The sequence below is a fragment of the Spiribacter sp. 1M189 genome, from assembly GCF_040838345.1.
GTDB lineage: Bacteria > Pseudomonadota > Gammaproteobacteria > Nitrococcales > Nitrococcaceae > Spiribacter > Spiribacter insolitus.
The window spans coordinates 779,141-796,595 of sequence record NZ_JBAKFF010000001.1 but is presented as its reverse complement, the minus strand read 5'-3'; the positions used below and the strand labels follow the sequence as shown (position 1 = coordinate 796,595).

The window sequence follows — 17,455 nt, the reverse complement described above, 5'->3', positions numbered from 1 at the left end:
CGGCCCCGTCCGCTCACCCTGGGGTTGTCCGAGCCCTGGTCCAGGCCCGAGATTATTCCTCGAGATGGCGATTGATGTAATCGATCGCCTGCTGGACGGTGGTGATCTTCTCAGCCTCCTCGTCGGGGATTTCACATTCGAACTCCTCCTCGAGGGCCATCACCAGCTCCACCGTGTCCAGCGAGTCGGCGCCCAGATCGTCGACAAAGGAGGCTTCGGCGTTCACCTCGTCCTCTTTCACCCCCAGCTGTTCAACGACGATCTTCTTGACTCTTTCCTCGATACTGCTCATCTCGCTCCTACCTCTCGGATTGCGGAATTGGGGCCAGTGCCCGAACGCGCCGTATTCTATGGAATCCGCCAGCAATCCGCCAGCGACCCTTCAGCGACCCGTCAGGGCATCAAAAGCCCACCGTTGACGTTGATGGTCTCACCCGTAATGTACCTGCCCGCCGATGATGCAAGGAAGCAGGCCGCGGCGGCGATGTCGTCCGGTTGGCCCAGGCGCTGCAGCGGTGTCTGATCGGTGAGCGCGGCGCGTTGCCCGTCGTTCAGCGAATCGGTCATGTCGGTTTCGATGAATCCCGGGGCGATGGCGTTGACCGTGATGTTGCGGCTGCCCACTTCCCGGGCCAGCGACCGTGTCAGACCCAGCAGGCCGGCCTTGGCGGCGGAATAGTTCGTCTGCCCTGCATTGCCCATGAGCCCGACCACCGAGCCGATGTTGATGATGCGGCCATGCCGCGCCTTCATCATGCCCCGGAGTACCGCGCGGGAAACTCGAAATACGGCGTTAAGATTGGTCTCGATTACGCTGTCCCAGTCATCGTCGCCCATCCGCATCGCCAGGTTGTCCCGGGTGATGCCGGCGTTGTTGACCAGGATGGACGGCGTACCTTCGCTGCCCGCGATGTCGGCCACCAGCGCCGGAATCTGTTCGGCGTCACGGACATCCAGCCGCATGCCGCGTCCGGTAATGCCGGCACCCGTCAGTGACTCGGTAATACCTTCGGCACCGCTGTCACTTGTCGCCGTGCCGATGACCGTCGCACCGCTGCGCCCGAGCCGCTTTGCGATCGCGGCGCCGATCCCGCGACTTGCGCCGGTCACCAGGGCGACCTCGCCATTGAGCTGCAGATTCATTCGACCTCCAGAGTATTCAAAGCGTTGGCCAGCGAGTCCGGGTCATGGATCGGCTGGATATTCATGCGCCGTTCAATGCGGCGGTTGAGACCCGCCAGCACGCGCCCCGGCCCGCACTCCACCGCCTGCTCGATGCCACCCGCCGCCAGCGCCTGGATACACTCAGTCCAGCGCACCGGCGAGCGCACCTGGGCGACCAGCCGTTGGCGAATCGCGGACGGATCGGCGCTGAGCGTGACATCCACGTTATGGATGACCGGAATATCGGGGGCACGCAGCGGCACATCCGCCAGCCGGGCCGCCAGCTGATCCGCCGCCGGTGTCATCAGCGAACAATGCGCGGGAACACTCATGGGCAGCATGACCGCCCGCTTCGCACCCGCCTCGCGGGCGGCCTCGAGCGTGCGTTCGACCGCCGCCCGATGGCCGGCGATCACAGTCTGACCGGGTGCGTTGTAATTCACGGGCTCGACGACTTCCGTACCGGCGTTGGCCTCGCAGATGACCGCCAGACTGGCATCGTCGATGCCCAGGACCGCGGCGATGGCACCCTCCCCCTCCGGGACGGCCGCCTGCATGTACCGGCCCCGGTCGCGGACCAGCTCCACGGCCACCGGGAAATCCAGGGCACCGGCGGCCACCAGTGCGGTGTACTCGCCTAGGCTGTGCCCTGCCATACGTGCCGGCAGCGGGCCGCCACCCTCGCGCCAGGCACGCCAGACCGCGATGCCGGCAGTCAGCATCAGTGGTTGGGTGTGATCGGTGCGGTTGATCAACGACTCCGGGCCGGTGCTGGCGAGTGCCCAGAGATCCTCGCCGAGCGCCGAGGAGGCCTCTATAAAGGTTTTCTGCACGACGGCATGGCGTTCGGCCAGTTCACTGAGCATGCCAATGGACTGCGAGCCCTGACCGGGGAAAAGGAAGGCGAGATCTAAGCGTTGTTTCATTACCGGTTCCGTTCAGTACCGAATCAGTGCCGAGCCCCAGGTGAACCCGGCCCCGAATGCCTCCAGGAGCAGAAGATCACCCCGCTGAATCCGGCCGTCACCAACGGCCTGGTCCAGGGCGAGCGGTATGGACGCCGCGGAGGTATTGCCATGCTCGGCCACCGTGCTGACCATTCGCGAGGGCGGCAGGCCGAGTTTGCGCGCCGTGGCGGTCATGATGCGGATGTTCGCCTGATGGGGCACCAGCCAGTCGACATCGCCGCGCTCCAGGCCGTTGGCCTCGAGGGTCTCATCCACCAGTGCCCCAAGTGTGCGCACGGCGACTCGGAAGACCTCGTTACCCCGCATGCTGACCTTGCCGCGCTCATCCTCGAGGCGCTCATAGCCCTGCGAGACCCCCCAGGGGACATTGAGGAGCGGTGTCTGGCGCCCGTCGGCGTGGAGATGCGTGGAGAGCACACCGGGTTTCTCCGACGCCTCCAGGACGATGGCGCCGGCACCATCACCAAACAACACGCAGGTGCCGCGATCCTGCCAGTCGAGGATCCGCGAGAAGACCTCGGCGCCAATGACCAGCGCTCGGGACGCGCCGCCGGTGCGAATGAATCGATCGGCAACGTCGAGCGCGTAGACAAACCCTGAGCAGGCCGCGGCGACATCGAATGCAACCACGCCGGAGGGCATGCCCAGGCGCTCGACGAGGCGGCAAGCCGTACTCGGGAAGACATGATCCGGCGTCGAGGTGGCGACGATGATCAGATCAATCTCGTCGGCGTTCAGCCCGGCCTGGGCCAGTGCCTTGAGCGAGGCGGCCTCGGCGAGATCGGAGCAGGTCTGCTCGGGGGCGGCGATATGACGCTGGGCGATGCCGGTGCGCTCACGGATCCATTCGTCCGAGGTGTCGACGAGTGACTCGAGTTCGGCATTGGTCATTATCCGCTCGGGCAGATAACCCCCCGTGCCCGCAACGCGTGAACGGTTCATTCAACAGCCCCCCGGGCAAACAGCTCGCCCAGGCGGGCGTCGATGCGGGTGGGTATGGCCTCCATGGCTTCGACGCGTCCCGTCTCAATGGCCTGCTCGAAGGCAACCTCATCCGCGCCACCATGGCTTTTCACCACCACGCCGCGCAGCCCCAGCAGGCTGGCGCCGTTATAGTGCCTCGGGTCGAGCCTTCGACGCAGTGCCCGGAGAACCGGCAAAGCCACCAGACCCGCCATGCGAGTGAGCAGGTTGCGCTGGAATTCCTCGCGGAGGTACTGCGAGATCATCGCGGCAACGCCCTCACTGCTTTTCAGCGCCACGTTGCCGGTGAAGCCGTCGCACACCACCAGATCAGCTACGTTCCGAAACATGTTGTCTCCCTCAACGTAGCCAACATACTGAAGGTCACTGTCCTGTAACAGCTGGGCGGCCTGCTTTACCTGGTCGTTGCCCTTGATCTCTTCCTCGCCGAGGTTGAGCAGGCCGACGCGCGGGTCGGCGCTGTCACCGGCGGCCTCGACGAGTACCGCACCCATGACGGCAAACTGAAACAGATGCTCGGCGGTGCAGTCGACGTTGGCCCCCAGATCCAGCATGCGGAAGCGCCCGCCTCGACAAGGAATGGTGGTGCAGATCGCGGGCCGGTCGATTCCAGGGAGTGTTTTCAGGACATAGCGTGCCGTGGCCATGAGGGCGCCGGTATTGCCGGCGCTGACGCAGGCGTTGGCCTCACCGCTTTTGACCAGGTTGATGGCCACCCGCATCGACGAGTCGCGCTTGTAGCGAAGCGCCTGGGACGGTGACTCGTCCATGCCCACGATCTGGGAAGCGGGATGAATCGTCAGACGTCGCCGATCCGCTTCACTGGTTCCCGCCAGAGCGGCCTCGAGAGCGGCCTGTTCGCCCACCAGGATCAGCCTGAGCTCGGGGTGGCGCTGCAGGACTTTCCGCGCCGCCGGCACCGTGACCGACGGACCGTAGTCGCCACCCATCGCATCGATCGCGAGCGTACAGGATTGAGTCATAGACGCCGCTTTGTGCCGCCCATAAACAACGGCCGCACCGGCGCGGAGCCGATGCGGCCTCTAGGCCGTCTGGCCAACGGCTTACTCGTCGCGGCCCGCGGTCACTTTCCGCCCGCGGTAGTAGCCATCCGCCGAGATGTGGTGACGGCGATGGGTCTCCCCAGTAGCGCTGTCCACGCTCAGCGTCGGCCCCTGGAGCGCGTCGTGGCTGCGACGCATGCCGCGACGGGAGGGGGTCTTCTTCGATTTCTGTACGGCCATGATGGATCCTGCGTTGTATCTGACTCGATTAGTGATCTTCGCCCGTTTCGCCCTTGCGGAGCGATTCGAGCACGTTGAACGGATTGTCTCTGGCGGGCGCCGATTCACCCGGCGGCCCGAAGTGCCGCTGACCCCCGTCGCAGTCCGCGCGCTCATGTCGCGATACCACCGGCAGCCCCAGAATGAGCTCGTCCTCAATCATGGGCAACACGTCGAGCTGCCCTCTGGAGGCGACGACGACGGGTTCATCCGGCCCCAGGTCGTCGGCTTCCTCGATTCGATCGACCGTCACCAGCGCGAATTCGCCCGCAACCGTCACTTCCATCGGCTCCAGGCAGCGCTCGCACCGAACCGTGACCCGGCCAAGGCATGTGCCCTCGACACGGGGCCGGTCCTCGCCAATCTCCACCGAGAACGCTGCCTCGGCACTACCCAGTGACGCACCCAGCTCGGCGAGCCGTGGTGTCGCCCCCGCCGGCAGGGATCCCGCCCATTCGTGGTGGCCGCGGGAGAGCCGATCGAGCTCGATTCGCGCCGGCAGTTCAGTCACTTGCATAACCGTCGAATGGTAGGCCGCGAGCCGATGCCTGTCAAAGCCCCGCGGTGCGGCGCCAATGACTCCATTGCGTCCCGCGTTGAAAGTGTCGACCATCAACCAACTGCTGCGGAAGGATACGTCAATGACCGAAATCGTACTGGCCTCCAGCTCACCCTATCGAGCCGAGCTGCTCGGTCGTCTGCAACTGGATTTCGAACAGATCGCCCCGGAGATCGATGAATCGATCGCTTCGGGCGAAACGGCCGACCAGTATGTCTGTCGCCTGGCCCGAGAAAAGGCGCTGGCGGTCGCCGAGCGACACCCCGACCGAATCGTGATCGGCTCGGATCAGTGCAGTGAATGCCGCGGGCAGATCCTTGGCAAACCCGGGCGCATCGATCGGGCCATCGAGCAATTAACGAATGCCTCCGGTCAGCGGGTCACCCTGTCCACCGCTGTCGCCGTCTATGATCCCGATACGGCGCATGTCGAAGTAGCGCTGGTGCCGACCCACGTACACTTCCGGCGACTGAACCGCAGCGCAATCGAGCGCTACGTCAACCTTGAGAAGCCGCTCGACTGTGCCGGCGCCTTTCGCGCCGAGGGACTGGGCATCGCCTTGTTCGAGCGCATTCAGAGCGATGATCCAAACGCGATCATCGGCCTGCCGCTGATTGCCCTCACCAGGCTCCTTGCCCGCATCGGCATTGTCCGCCCTTGATCAGCGCAGGTTGAGCGGGCTTTGCAACTCCACCCAGGCGGCCACCGCGGCGCTGCCGATCTGCTCCAGCGCCCGATCCAGCAGCCCGCGCCGTGGCATGTAGTTCACCCGATCGGGTGCGCCGATCACTTCGCGGGCGACGCTCTCGGGGCTGCCAAAACCGTCCGCGAGCCCCTGCTCAATGCCCTGGCTTCCGGTCCAGACCCGACCCGAGAAAAGCGTCTCTGGATTGCCGGTCAGTCGGTCGCCGCGCCCCTCGCGGACGGCCGCAATGAATTGGTCGTGGATCCCGTCAAGCATGCCCCGGAGTCTCTCCACCTGGCCTGGCTCGGGTGGAGTGAACGGGTCCATACCGGCCTTCTCGTCGCCGGCCGTGTAGACGCGTCGCTCGATACCAAGCCGCTGGATGGCATCACTGAACCCGAAACCCCGACTCACGACGCCAATGGAGCCGATGATTGAGGCGCCGTCGACATGGATCTGATCGGCGGCGGCGGCAACGTAATAGGCCCCGGAGGCCATCATGTCACCGGCCACGGCGTGCACCGGCTTCCCGGGGTGGGCCTCGCGCAGTCGGTCGATGGCCTGATAGATCCGGCTTGAGGCAACCGGCGAGCCACCGGGGCTATTGATTTCCAGCAGCACACCCCGCGCGCCGGCGGCCTCGAACGCCGCCTCCAGCCCCTGAATGATGCGGTCCGCATTGGCGGGACGGCCGGCCATGATCGGCCCGTTGATTTGCACGACCGCTGTATGCGGGCCGGTGACCGCGCTCTCGCCCATCTGCAGGCTGGGACGCAGCGTGAAGAAAAACAACGTGACGATGACGGCCAGGAAGAGCAATCGCATGAAGATCGCCCAGCGTCGGGCTCGGCGCCGCTCGCGTATGCCCTCGAGGGCGATTTCGCGCAGGCTCTCTCTGGCCCATTTCTCCTCATCACCCATCAGGTCCACTCCTAACTGCTGGATCCATGTTATTGATCAGTCATCGGCAAGGCGCTCAAGCAGCTTGGCAAGTTCATCCGGCAAAGGGGTCTCGACCTCGATGCGCCCACAGTGCGGCGCCTCGAAACCAAGGCTCGACGCATGCAGAAACAGGCGACGGAGCCCCAGGGGCCGAATCTCCTGGTCGGCGACACGACTGCCGTAACGATGATCCATGGCCACCGGATGGCCAATGGACGCCGCATGCGCGCGGATCTGGTGCATTCGCCCGGTGTGCAGAATTGCCTCCACCAGACTCCACGATCCGTATGACCGCAGACAACGGAAATCGGTTCGTGCGCTGACCCCCTCCGGATGCACCCGCATTAAGCGCTCACCGCCCTTTCCGGCCTCGGGCCGCAGGGGAGCTTCGACACGTCGGGTGCCGTCACTGAAGCGGCCATGCACGAGTGCGAGGTAGCGTTTATCGACCCGCCCCTCCCGAAACTCGGCATGCAGAGCACGCAGGCTGGAGCGACGCTTGGCAAGCACCAGGCAGCCACTGGTTTCCCGATCGAGGCGGTGGGCCAGATCAAGGAAACGGGCCTGAGGCCTCATCAGTCGCAGCGCTTCCACAACGCCATAGGCGATGCCCGAGCCGCCATGCACGGCGAGCCCGGATGGCTTGTCAACGACAAGGATACGTTCGTCCTCGTGGATGATGGCGGCCTCGAGTCGGCGCATGATCTGTGCGGAGGGCTTCATCGGTTCTCCGCCGGTGGCCTCTCGCACGGGCGGGATGCGGACACGATCACCGGCGCTCAAACGCGTCGCCGGTCGAGCCCGTCCGCCATTCACTCTCACCTCTCCCCGCCGCAAGAGTCGATAGATCCGGGTCTTCGGCACGCCCTTGAGTACGCGGAGCAGATAGTTGTCAATGCGTTGCCCCGCGAGTTCCTCAGGGACGGTCTCGGTCCGCACGCCTGCCACTGATATACGCTCCCGCTCGATGACAAGGCGCAAGACTGCCACAAGTTCGCGCTATTTTTGGACGCATTAACGGCAAATTGCTACACTTCCGTCGGTTTGGCGGGTGAGAGAGACGCGTGTGAGTGCGCTCCCTTCCGGACGGGAAAGAATGCTGCACGGGCGGCGGCGTGGGGCCGTCGCCCGGTACGATGACAAAATTCAACCTGACAATGCGCCTGCCCTGGCGCCCGCAATTGGATACCCCATGACGGGTCTTGCGATTCTGCGAATCAGTTGCCTCCCCGAGCCCTCTGAAGAGGCGCTCCTGCCGTTGACGCTCGCCAGTCTCCACTGGTGCTGCGCCGGCCAGCCTGACGCATGCGCGGACACACGGGGCAGACGCCGGAGATCATTTCGGCATGAAAAGAATGCTCGTCAATGCAACCCAGCCCGAAGAGCTGCGCGTTGCACTGGTCGACGGCCAGTCACTCTACGACCTGGATATCGAAACACCGGCACGGGAGCGTAAAAAGGCCAATATCTACAAGGGGCGGATTACGCGGGTCGAGCCGAGCCTCGAGGCCGCGTTCGTTCAGTACGGTGCCGAGCGTCACGGCTTCCTGCCCTTCAAGGAAATCGCCCGCGAGTACTTCAGCGGCGACGCCGATCCCGCCAGGGCCTCCATTGCCGACGTCATCAAGGAAGGCCTCGAGGTTGTGGTACAGGTCGAGAAGGAGGAGCGCGGCAACAAGGGGGCTGCGCTGACCACCTTCATCAGTCTCGCCGGTCGCTACCTTGTCCTGATGCCCAACAACCCGCGGGCCGGCGGTGTCTCGCGCCGCATCGAGGGGCCTGAGCGCAACGAAATCCGCGATGCCCTCAGGGAACTCGACGTACCGGAGGGCATGGGGCTGATCGTGCGCACCGCCGGCGTCGGCCGTAATGCCGAAGAGCTGCAGTGGGATCTGGATTACCTGCGCAACCTCTGGAGCGCGGTCGGGAAAGCGGCCGAGACGAAGTCCGCCCCCTTCCTGATCTACCAGGAGAGCAACGTCATCATCCGGGCACTGCGCGATTACCTGCGCTCGGATATCGGCGAAATCCTCATCGATGACCGCGATGTCTATGAGCGTGCCCGGGAGTTCGTCCAGCAGGTGATGCCCCATAACCTGCAGAAGCTCAAGTTCTACGACGACAAGGTGCCACTGTTCAGCCGCTATCAGATCGAGAGCCAGATTGAATCGGCCTTCCAGCGCGAGGTTCGGCTACCCAGCGGTGGCGTGATCGTCATTGACCATACCGAGGCGCTGATCTCGATCGATATCAACTCCGCCCGCGCCACCAAGGGCGCCGATATCGAAGAGACCGCCCTCAAGACCAATGTGGAGGCCGCGGAGGAAATCGCGCGCCAGCTGCGCCTGCGCGATCTTGGCGGTCTGATCGTGATCGATTTCATCGACATGGGCCCCAACCGCAATCAGCGGGAGGTCGAAAACCGGCTCCGTGACGCGGTCAAACAGGATCGGGCGCGCGTCCAGGTCGGTCGGATCTCCCGGTTTGGTCTACTGGAGATGTCCCGACAGCGCCTGCGCTCCTCTCTCGGAGAGTCCTCTCTTGAGCTCTGCAGCCGATGCAGTGGCCAGGGGACGGTACGCAGCGTGGAATCCCTCGCCCTCTCGGTGCTGCGGATCATCGAAGAAGAAGCCATGAAGGATAAAACCGGCAAGGTCGTCGCGCAGCTGCCGGTTGACGTGGCCACATTCCTGCTCAACGAAAAGCGGGGAATCCTCGATACCATCGAGACCCGGAACGGCATCGACGTCATCCTCATTCCCAATCGCGGTCTGGAAACGCCCCACTACGAGCTGCAGCGGGTGCGTACCGATGAGGAGACGGAAGCCGAAACGAGTTACCAGATGGCGGGTGAAGACATCCAGCCCAGTCGTGCCGAGGAATTGCTCACGGCCGAACGTCCACGGGCGGAGAAGCCAGTGGTGAGTGGTGTCAGTCCGGCCACGCCGGCGCCAACGCCAACCCGCAAGGCGGAGAGCGCCCCTGCCGAGCGCGCACCGGCCGCGAGCGCATCAACGCCGACGGGAAACGGCGCCGCCGACGAATCAGGACGGGGGCCGGGCCTGATCGGCTGGCTCAAGCGCCTGGTGAGTGGCGAATCCGAAACCGCCGGCGATGCATCCGCGGACGCTCATGCCACCACCGCCAGTGGTGAGGCGGAGGCGTCTGCCAGCGACGGTACACCGCGTGAGCGCGGCCGCAGCAGCGGCGACCGCCGACGTCGGAGCAGTGGGGGTAGCAGCGGGGGCAGCAGTCAGGGCGGCCGACGCAGTGGCCAGCGTCGTTCGCGCGCCTCGACCAGCGGCAATGGCAAGGCCGCTGGCCCACGCGCGGAGAGCGAGAAAACCCGGGCCACTGCGGAGGGTAACCAAAAGCCTGCTGACGCCGAGACGGTCGAGTCAACCACCGAGAGCACGGAAAAGACCTCGTCCGAGAGCGCCGAGGCCCGTCAATCCGCGACCGCTGGAGCCGCCGGAAGCGGTTCACGTAGCCGGCGTGGCCGGCGCGGCGGCCGCCGGCGTCGTCGCAGTGGGAACGGCCAGGGCAGCGAAGCAGGCACCTCGGCAACGCCTGATGAGGCGAAGGCGAAGGAACAGGATGCCGGCCCGGTCGAGAAGGTAGACGCCGAGCCGGTGGAGAAAACCGAGCCAGAGGCAGCCGAAGCGAGCAAGGCGGCGGCTGAGGGTAAAGGGGAGCAGAAGCCCCGCAGCCGGACACGGCGCCGATCGAATGGCGGTAGCGGCAACTCGGAGACGGCAGCCCGCAGTGAATGCACACAGACCCGATCTGCCCAGGCTGACGATCCACGGCGCTGGCCTGGGAGGCCTCGCCTGCCAGCGGCATCGGCGGATGGTGACACCTCGGACCAGCCCAACGCCGACTGATGGCGTCTCGCACAGCGGACGAGGGATTTTCCCCGTCCGCTAGGCGGGCGCGGGTGACGCTGACCCATTACGAGCGGTGGATGAGCGCCGCCTCCGCCGCGGCTAGATCCCGCTCCGTATCAATGCCATGCCCGGGGCGATCGACGACCTCCGCCACCTGGATTCGCTCCCCTGTCTGTAGAACGCGAAGCTGCTCCAGTTGCTCCAGCTCTTCCAGGGGGCTTTTCGGCAGCATCGGATAGCGCTTGAGAAAACCGGCCCGATAGGCATATAGCCCCAGATGACGCCGGGCTACCGACATCTGCCAGGCCGGGTGGCCTTCCCGGTCCCAGGGGATGGGGGCGCGACTGAAATAAAGCGCCCGGCCATCGTGCCCGGTCACGAGCTTGACTGCATGAGGGTCATGCAACTCGTCGGCGTCGATAAGCGGCGTCGCGAGGGTGGCCATCACCGATTCGGGCGCGCCGGCAAGTGTCTCCGCGACCAAGGCCAGGAGATAGCCCGGCATCAGCGGCTCGTCGCCCTGCAGATTGACGATAATGGACTCATCATCAAGCCCAGCGGTATGCACAACTTCGGCAATCCGCTCGGTGCCGCTTCGGTGCGCTGTCCCGGTCATGCAGACTTCAGCCCCAAAGGCCGTCGCACAGTCACGAATGCCGGTATGGTCCGTGGCGATGATCACCCGATCGGCACCGCTCGACACGGCGGCATTCCAGACATGTTCGATGATCGGCCGACCGCCCAGCGGTAGCAGCGGTTTACCGGGAAGCCTGGTCGAGGCATGACGGGCCGGGATGATAACGGTGAACGCGGTCATGAGCCTGCCTCGCGGTTTTTAGAACGCGCTTGAGCGAGTTCCAGCAAGTCCTTGAGACGCCTCGCAGTCGCCTCGTCCGGCCGGGCCTCCACGGGTAAATACCAGCTATTGACCGGGGCCAACGCCCTGCATTTTACCGCGTCCTTTTCGGTGACGATGACCGGCGCCCCGTCATCGAAACGCAGATCCTCGGGCCGGAAATGGTGATGATCGCCGAGTGGGTGGGCATGGATGACAAACCCCATCGCACTCAGCGTGGCAAAGAAACGCTCCGGATGGCCGATGCCGGCAACGGCATGAACCGCTTGGCCGGGTGCCGGCGGCTCGCCGACCCCGCCGGATGACGCCAGCGCCTGCAGCGATCCGGGCACGATCTCGAACATCCCGCCATCCTCGGTCATCCGCCGCCCGTTGCCGAGCACCAGGTCGACCTCGTTCAACCGGTCCAGTGGCTCGCGCAACGGCCCGGCGGGCAGACAGCGGCCGTTGCCGTGCCCGCGGTCGGCATCGACGACGGCGATCTCCACATCGCGGCCGAGGGGATAATGCTGCAACCCGTCATCGCTGATGACCAGATCCACCGCGGCGGTCTCAAGCAGCATCCGCCCGGCAGCGACACGGTCCGCGCCGATCACCACCGGGCGGAACGTCCGCCGGGCGAGGAGCACGGCTTCATCGCCCACCATGGTTGGATCGCTGTCGGCCGTTACCGGCACAACGCCGCGGGCGCTGCTGCGATGGCCCCGTAGAACAATGCCGGGCCGGAACCCCAAGGCCATGGCGGCCTCGACAAGCCAGAGCACCAGTGGCGTTTTCCCAGTCCCGCCGACGCTGGCATTGCCGACCACGACCACCGGCGCATCAATCCACTGCGCCACGGCGTCGGCACGGGCGCGACGGCGGGCGACCGCCCGCCGGAACACCCATTCGAGGGGGCTGAGCATTGCCGCGCTGACACCATTGCGGTCCCAGAACGCCGGATAGCGATCAATCGCCATGTGCCCTCTCGGGGCGCTGCCGGAACTGCAGCCGGTGGAGCGCCGCGTAAGCACCCTTTCGCCCTAGCAGCTCGGCGTGACTGCCCTGCTCCACGATACGGCCGCCATCCAGCACGACAATGCGATCAGCCCGCTCGATGGTGGACAGACGATGGGCGATCACCAGTGTGGTGCGCCCTTCGATCAAGTGCGCCAGCGCCGACTGGATGTGCTGTTCGGATTCTGAATCGAGCGCCGAGGTTGCTTCGTCGAGGATCAGGATGGGGGCATCCTTAAGGAGCGCCCGGGCAATGGCCAGGCGTTGGCGCTGCCCGCCCGAGAGCAGGACGCCATTCTCTCCGATCGCCGTGTCAAAGCCGTTCGGCAGCGCCTCGATGAAGGCCCGCGCATTGGCCGCCTCAGCGGCCGCAACGATCGCATCACGCGAGGGCATGGGATCCTGTCCGTAAGCGATGTTCTCGGCGATGCTGGCGTTGAAGAGGACTACCTGCTGGCCAACCAGGGCGAGCTGGCGACGGAGCGCGGAGAGTCGATAATCCGCCAGGGGGACATCATCGAGCCGGATGGCGCCGTTGCTGGGTTCATAGAACCGAGGCAGGAGGTTGACCAGTGTGGTCTTGCCGCTTCCGGACCTGCCCACCAATGCCACGGTCTCGCCGGCGCGGATGTCCAGATCAATCCCGTGCAGGACCCGCTCGCCGGCGGATTCATAGGCAAAATTCACGCCCTCGAAGCGGATACGGCCTTCGACACGCGTCGGCGCATGACTGCCCTGGTCGTGTTCCGGGTTTTCGTCGATGATCTCGAAAATGCTCTCCCCGGCCGCAATGCCGCGCTGGATTTCCGCATGCACCTTGGTCAGGCGCTTGAGCGGCTGGAGGAGCAGCATCATCGCCGTGATGAACGACACGAAGGTCCCCACACTGACGGTGGTCACGCTGCCTTCCAGGGTGGCAAGCCAGACCACGATGGACAGGGCGAGCGCGGCGCAGAACTGCACCACCGGCGTACTGAGCGCCTGAGTGCCGGCGAATTTCATGAACTGACGGGTATTGCGCTGGTTGGCCTCGTCGAATCGCGCCCGCTCCTGATCCTGGGCGCCGAATATACGAACCTCGTCACTGCCCTCGATGGCCTCCTCGGCCACATAGGCGATGCTCCCCACCGAATGCTGGATCTTGTGGCTCAGCCGGCGGAAGCGCTTGCTGACATACAACACGACCCCGATGACCACCGGCCCCAGCAGCATGAAGGTAAGCGTGAGCTGCCAGCTCAGCCAGGCCATGTAGCCAAGCAGGAAGATCACCGTGGCGCTGTCACGGATGATGATCACCATGGCGTTGGTGCCCGCCTGGGCAACCTGCTCGACGTTGTAGGTCAGGCGCGACAGGAGCATGCCCGAGGAGGCATCGTCGAAATACCGCCGCGGGAGCGTGAGCAGCCGGTCGAATACCTCGGCACGGAGCTGGGCGATAACGCGGCGACTGATCCAGGCCGTCCCGTACTGGGCGGCAAAGCTGCTCAGGCCGCGGATCAGAAAGATGCCGAGCACGCCGAGCGGAATGAGCCGAAGCACCGCCGGATCGCGCTCGACGAAGCCAGAGTCGAGCATTGGCTTGACCAGCCATGCAAACCCGGCCTCGCTGCCGCCGGTGACGATCATGCCGGCCACGGCAATCATGGCGATGCGCCAGTGAACCAGGACATAGCCCAGAAGCCGGCGGTAGATCTGTAGTGAAGACGGGGTCTCCGCGGTCTTTGGCGCCGTGGTCATGGGGCTGTGGATTCCCTTGCCGTGGCGATGCTGACGGTACTGAAGCCGAGCCGCCCGGCCTTACTCATGATGCGTGTCACCTCGCCGTGCGGAACGCGGCGATCGGCCCGGATCAGCAGCACGGCATCGCGGCCCGTCCGGCCGGCGAGGACCGCTTCAAGCGCCTGGCTCAGACCCGCCGACGTCTCCGGCACTGGCGCGCCATTGATCTGGATGCGGCCATCCGCGGCGATGCTCACAACCACCGGCGTCCGCTTGACTTCTCCCGTGGCATCGGCGACCGGCAGCGTGACTTGCAGGGCCTGATCCTCGATGAATGTCGTGCTCACGACAAAGAACACCAGCATCAGGAAGACGACATCGATCAATGGGGTCAGGTTGATATCCGGCGTATCCGGTTCGCGTGTGGGCAGTCTCAAGCCTTGCCTCCGGCGGTTGCGTTGCGGCTGACGACCTCGGCGAGCTTGAGCGCCTCGCGCTCGATGGCAACGATCAGGCGGTTGACGCGCCCCCTGAGATAGCGATGGGCAACCACCGTCGGGATGGCCACCGTCAGACCCGCACCGGTGGTGACAAGCGCCTCGCCGATCCCTCCGGCGAGGGCACGATTGTCGCCAAGGCCAGTCGCATCAATGGTGCTGAAGACATCAATCATGCCGATCACTGTGCCCAGCAGTCCAAGCAACGGTGTGATGGCCGCGATCGTACCCAGCGTATTCAGGTATCGCTCAAGTCCCAGCGCTTCGATTCGGCCGACTTCCTCGATGCGCTCCAGCATTTCGCCACGAGGCTGGTGGGCATGGCTGATTCCGGCGGCGATGACCCGCCCCAGGGGAGAGCCGGCACGCAGGCGACGCAGCGCTACCGAATCCAGCCCGCTGACCGTATGCAGGCGCCAGACCTCGGGGACCAGATGGGCCGGCGCGACCCGCGACCCGCGCAGAACCCAGAGACGCTCGGCGATGATGGCGACCGCCAGAATGGAGCAGGCGATGATCGGGGCCATCACCCAACCGCCGGCGCTGATCAGTTCCCACACGTTGGCTGGTCTATCTCCCCGTCCGAAACCGCATAGTGACGGCGATCATAATGGATTTGACCGCCTTGCCGAAAGCGGCGCAGCCGTGGCGACTCATGTGACAGGCGAGCATAGTGCAGGCGCATGCTCCGGAGGATCGGTGCCTCGCCAGGAAGAAGTCGCAGCCGCAGAGCGCCCGTCCGACCGAGATCGTGCACCTGAATGCGTCGGCAGCGCAGCCGCTCGATCGTCTCGGGGTGAGGCATACCATAGGGATTGCGGAAACCCGCCGAGATGACCGCGTGTGCCGGGCGGACGGCATCAAGGAACGCGCCGCTACTGCCGGTTCGACTGCCGTGGTGGGGCGCCTCGACGACGGCCACGGGCGCCTCGATCTCTCGCGCGATCCGCTGCTCGATGGCGGCATCGATATCTCCGGTAAACAGGACCCGCCCGCCCGGCGCGTCCATGAGCAGAACACAGGAGGCCGCGTTTCCATCACGGCTTCGGGCCTGTTCCGGCCACAGGTATTCAAAGCGGATGCCATCGACCTGCCAGTGCATGCCGGCATGACAGGCCCGCGCGTCCGGAAACGCCGGGAGCGGCTCTCCGGCATCGACCGCCGCGATGTCCACCGCCTCGGCCAGCGCTGGGAGCCCACCCCGGTGATCCCGATCCGCATGGGTGACGATCAGCCGGTCGATGGACTGAATGCCGCGATCGGCAAGAAACGGCAGCAGGGTAAAGGCCGCCGCGTTGCCACCGCCGGACCATGCCGGTCCGGTATCGATCACGAGGAGATGATTCGCCGTCCGGATCACCGCACTATTGCCCTGCCCCACCTCGAGCCACGTCACCTCGACCGCGCCGCTGGGGAGGCCCTTTGGCTCGGCGAGAAAAAACGTGGCGGCCATGAGCAGTGCCAGCAGGCGCAGGGGTGTGCCCGACGGCGCAAGCAACAGCATCAGCGCGGCGGCCATGCACAACAGGGGCCAGACACCGGCTGGGCTGAGCGGCCACTCGGTCAAGCCGATCGAGTGCAGCCAGCTCCCTGCGGCCATAAGCCCATTGAGCAGGCGAGCAAGGGCGCTCAGCAACGTCTCCCCGCTCCACGGCCAGACGACGCCCAACGCGCTGCCGAGCAACGCCCCGGGGACGATGACCAGGGAGAAAATCGGCAACAGGATGAAGTTGGCGATCAATCCGAGCGGGCTCCAGCTACCGAAGAAAAGCCCGGAAATCGGGGCAAGCCCGAACAGCAGCCCGATCTGGATTTTCCACAGGCCGCTCAGGGCGCCCAGGCGCCGTCCCCTTGCCACCATAATAATGACCGCGACTGCCAGGAAGGAAAGCCAGAAGCCGGCGGCCAGCACCGATGCCGGATCGAGCAGCAGCAGGATGACAGCGGCCAGCAGAAGCATCCGAAACGGCGCGACACGCCGCCCGGCAAGGGCGGCGAAGGCCAGGACGGTGAACATCACCAGGGCCCGGGCGGTCGGCAGCGCAAAACCCGCCAGCGCCGCGTAGGCGCCGGCCGCCGAGAACGCCGCCAATGTCGCGGTGAACCGGCGCCGACCCGGCACGCGAAGCCACGCCCAGAGGCGTCCACCCAACCCATAGCCGAAGGCGGCCATCAACCCGATATGCAGCCCCGAGATCGCCATCAAATGGCTCGTCCCGGTGGCGCGCAACACATCCCATATCTCGTTGGTGAATGCCCGTCGGTCGCCTGTCACGAGTCCCTGCAGGAGCGCGCGGCCGGGCCCCGTGGTCCTGCTCAGGGCGCCGATCCGATCCGAGAGCTCGCTGCGCCAGTGAATAAGCCCGGCGGCCGGAGCAAGCCGCTGTGCCGTATGCGGCACGAGCAGATAGGCGGTTGCATCGATATGCCGACTCGCAAGCCATTGCTCGTAGTCGAAACGTACCGGGTTCATGAATCCGCGGGGGCGACGCAGTCGCAGTTGCATCCGCCAGCGCTCGCCGGCGCTGACACGAGGCGACGGCGCGTAGATGCTCACTCGGATACGGCGAGGCAAGCCGCGTTGTTCGCTGTCGATCGCTTCCGGGCGCAGCAGAAAACGCTGCCGGCCGTGATCTTCCTCGGGCAGGGTGACCACTCGCCCGACGACCGTGACCGCATCCCCGGCATCCACCGGCGGCCGGAGACTATAGGCCCACCCCTGCCAGACCAGGCCATATATCACGCCGGCGGCGAGCCATCCGGCAAGCGCTCGGCGGTCGTGGAGGGCGAGCGCGGGAAGGAGCGGCGCGATCACCAGCAGGCCCGGTGTCAGGCGCGCGGGTAGGAGCACAGCCAGCAGCAGTCCCGTTGCCAGCGCGATCAGCACCCCGCCCGCGTCCCTTGCCATGCACGCC

Annotated in this window: 17 protein-coding genes; 2 read left to right on the top strand and 15 right to left on the bottom strand. The window is 65.5% G+C overall.

Annotation, left to right across the window (positions count from 1 at the left end; translation table 11 throughout):
• Positions 1 to 52 precede the first annotated feature (52 nt).
• The 7 genes from acpP to V6X30_RS03995 all read right to left on the bottom strand — a co-directional run bounded on the left by acpP (position 53) and on the right by V6X30_RS03995 (position 4,910).
• Positions 53 to 292 (bottom strand): acyl carrier protein, encoded by a 240-nt coding sequence (acpP, locus tag V6X30_RS04025; protein ID WP_367966719.1) that lies wholly within the window; start codon positions 290 to 292, stop codon positions 53 to 55.
• Positions 293 to 393: 101 nt separating this feature from the next.
• Positions 394 to 1,143 (bottom strand): 3-oxoacyl-ACP reductase FabG, encoded by a 750-nt coding sequence (gene fabG, locus V6X30_RS04020; RefSeq protein WP_408022354.1) that lies wholly within the window; start codon positions 1,141 to 1,143, stop codon positions 394 to 396.
• Positions 1,140 to 2,090 carry an ACP S-malonyltransferase gene (gene fabD / locus V6X30_RS04015; protein ID WP_367983360.1) on the bottom strand — a complete coding sequence of 317 codons (951 nt, stop codon included), beginning with the start codon at positions 2,088 to 2,090 and terminating at the stop codon, positions 1,140 to 1,142. The genes fabG and fabD overlap by 4 nt, the downstream gene beginning before the upstream one ends.
• A gap of 12 nt (positions 2,091 to 2,102) precedes the next feature.
• Positions 2,103 to 3,074 carry a beta-ketoacyl-ACP synthase III gene (locus V6X30_RS04010; RefSeq protein WP_367983359.1) on the bottom strand — a complete coding sequence of 324 codons (972 nt, stop codon included), beginning with the start codon at positions 3,072 to 3,074 and terminating at the stop codon, positions 2,103 to 2,105.
• Positions 3,071 to 4,099: a phosphate acyltransferase PlsX gene (gene plsX / locus V6X30_RS04005; RefSeq protein ID WP_367983358.1), complete on the bottom strand. Its 1,029-nt coding sequence runs from the start codon at positions 4,097 to 4,099 to the stop codon at positions 3,071 to 3,073. Before plsX ends, V6X30_RS04010 begins: the two co-directional genes overlap by 4 nt.
• A gap of 81 nt (positions 4,100 to 4,180) precedes the next feature.
• Positions 4,181 to 4,360 (bottom strand): 50S ribosomal protein L32, encoded by a 180-nt coding sequence (gene rpmF / locus V6X30_RS04000; protein WP_367983357.1) that lies wholly within the window; start codon positions 4,358 to 4,360, stop codon positions 4,181 to 4,183.
• A 28-nt stretch (positions 4,361 to 4,388) separates the two neighbouring features.
• Complete coding sequence (locus V6X30_RS03995) at positions 4,389 to 4,910, bottom strand: YceD family protein (RefSeq protein ID WP_367983356.1); 522 nt, start codon at positions 4,908 to 4,910, stop codon at positions 4,389 to 4,391.
• A gap of 130 nt (positions 4,911 to 5,040) precedes the next feature.
• On the opposite strand from V6X30_RS03995, the gene V6X30_RS03990 reads away from it, so the two are divergent.
• Complete coding sequence (locus V6X30_RS03990; protein WP_367983355.1) at positions 5,041 to 5,619, top strand: Maf family protein; 579 nt, start codon at positions 5,041 to 5,043, stop codon at positions 5,617 to 5,619.
• Here V6X30_RS03990 and V6X30_RS03985 read toward each other — a convergent pair whose 3' ends face one another.
• On the bottom strand, positions 5,620 to 6,564 hold the full coding sequence (locus tag V6X30_RS03985; protein WP_367983354.1) for a S49 family peptidase: 945 nt from the start codon (positions 6,562 to 6,564) through the stop codon (positions 5,620 to 5,622).
• A 36-nt stretch (positions 6,565 to 6,600) separates the two neighbouring features.
• Entirely contained in the window at positions 6,601 to 7,533 is a 933-nt protein-coding gene (locus tag V6X30_RS03980) for an RluA family pseudouridine synthase (RefSeq protein ID WP_367983353.1), read from the bottom strand.
• Positions 7,534 to 7,931: 398 nt separating this feature from the next.
• On the opposite strand from V6X30_RS03980, the gene rne reads away from it, so the two are divergent.
• Complete coding sequence (gene rne / locus V6X30_RS03975) at positions 7,932 to 10,469, top strand: ribonuclease E (protein WP_367983352.1); 2,538 nt, start codon at positions 7,932 to 7,934, stop codon at positions 10,467 to 10,469.
• A gap of 67 nt (positions 10,470 to 10,536) precedes the next feature.
• Here the strand turns inward: rne and kdsB are convergent, their stop codons facing one another.
• The 6 genes from kdsB to V6X30_RS03945 are packed head-to-tail and all read right to left on the bottom strand — an operon-like array spanning position 10,537 to position 17,448.
• Positions 10,537 to 11,289 (bottom strand): 3-deoxy-manno-octulosonate cytidylyltransferase, encoded by a 753-nt coding sequence (kdsB, locus tag V6X30_RS03970; protein WP_367983351.1) that lies wholly within the window; start codon positions 11,287 to 11,289, stop codon positions 10,537 to 10,539.
• On the bottom strand, positions 11,286 to 12,287 hold the full coding sequence (lpxK, locus tag V6X30_RS03965) for a tetraacyldisaccharide 4'-kinase (RefSeq protein WP_367983350.1): 1,002 nt from the start codon (positions 12,285 to 12,287) through the stop codon (positions 11,286 to 11,288). Before lpxK ends, kdsB begins: the two co-directional genes overlap by 4 nt.
• Positions 12,277 to 14,061, bottom strand: a complete 1,785-nt coding sequence (gene msbA, locus V6X30_RS03960) for a lipid A export permease/ATP-binding protein MsbA (protein WP_367983349.1) — start codon at positions 14,059 to 14,061, stop codon at positions 12,277 to 12,279. The genes lpxK and msbA overlap by 11 nt, the downstream gene beginning before the upstream one ends.
• On the bottom strand, positions 14,058 to 14,480 hold the full coding sequence (locus tag V6X30_RS03955; protein ID WP_367983348.1) for an ExbD/TolR family protein: 423 nt from the start codon (positions 14,478 to 14,480) through the stop codon (positions 14,058 to 14,060). The genes msbA and V6X30_RS03955 overlap by 4 nt, the downstream gene beginning before the upstream one ends.
• Positions 14,477 to 15,100, bottom strand: a complete 624-nt coding sequence (locus V6X30_RS03950; protein ID WP_367983347.1) for a MotA/TolQ/ExbB proton channel family protein — start codon at positions 15,098 to 15,100, stop codon at positions 14,477 to 14,479. Before V6X30_RS03950 ends, V6X30_RS03955 begins: the two co-directional genes overlap by 4 nt.
• Positions 15,088 to 17,448 (bottom strand): DNA internalization-related competence protein ComEC/Rec2, encoded by a 2,361-nt coding sequence (locus tag V6X30_RS03945; RefSeq protein ID WP_367983346.1) that lies wholly within the window; start codon positions 17,446 to 17,448, stop codon positions 15,088 to 15,090. Before V6X30_RS03945 ends, V6X30_RS03950 begins: the two co-directional genes overlap by 13 nt.
• Between the last annotated feature and the right edge of the window lie 7 nt (positions 17,449 to 17,455).

What these genes read in the sequence shown, in the direction of transcription:
- acpP (WP_367966719.1), bottom strand. Translation starts at nt 292, where the DNA reads ATGAGCAGTATCGAGGAAAGAGTCAAGAAGATCGTCGTTGAACAGCTG.
- fabG (WP_408022354.1), bottom strand. Translation starts at nt 1,143, where the DNA reads ATGAATCTGCAGCTCAATGGCGAGGTCGCCCTGGTGACCGGCGCAAGT.
- fabD (WP_367983360.1), bottom strand. Translation starts at nt 2,090, where the DNA reads ATGAAACAACGCTTAGATCTCGCCTTCCTTTTCCCCGGTCAGGGCTCG.
- V6X30_RS04010 (WP_367983359.1), bottom strand. Translation starts at nt 3,074, where the DNA reads ATGAACCGTTCACGCGTTGCGGGCACGGGGGGTTATCTGCCCGAGCGG.
- plsX (WP_367983358.1), bottom strand. Translation starts at nt 4,099, where the DNA reads ATGACTCAATCCTGTACGCTCGCGATCGATGCGATGGGTGGCGACTAC.
- rpmF (WP_367983357.1), bottom strand. Translation starts at nt 4,360, where the DNA reads ATGGCCGTACAGAAATCGAAGAAGACCCCCTCCCGTCGCGGCATGCGT.
- V6X30_RS03990 (WP_367983355.1), top strand. Translation starts at nt 5,041, where the DNA reads ATGACCGAAATCGTACTGGCCTCCAGCTCACCCTATCGAGCCGAGCTG.
- V6X30_RS03985 (WP_367983354.1), bottom strand. Translation starts at nt 6,564, where the DNA reads ATGGGTGATGAGGAGAAATGGGCCAGAGAGAGCCTGCGCGAAATCGCC.
- rne (WP_367983352.1), top strand. Translation starts at nt 7,932, where the DNA reads ATGAAAAGAATGCTCGTCAATGCAACCCAGCCCGAAGAGCTGCGCGTT.
- kdsB (WP_367983351.1), bottom strand. Translation starts at nt 11,289, where the DNA reads ATGACCGCGTTCACCGTTATCATCCCGGCCCGTCATGCCTCGACCAGG.
- lpxK (WP_367983350.1), bottom strand. Translation starts at nt 12,287, where the DNA reads ATGGCGATTGATCGCTATCCGGCGTTCTGGGACCGCAATGGTGTCAGC.
- msbA (WP_367983349.1), bottom strand. Translation starts at nt 14,061, where the DNA reads ATGACCACGGCGCCAAAGACCGCGGAGACCCCGTCTTCACTACAGATC.
- V6X30_RS03945 (WP_367983346.1), bottom strand. Translation starts at nt 17,448, where the DNA reads ATGGCAAGGGACGCGGGCGGGGTGCTGATCGCGCTGGCAACGGGACTG.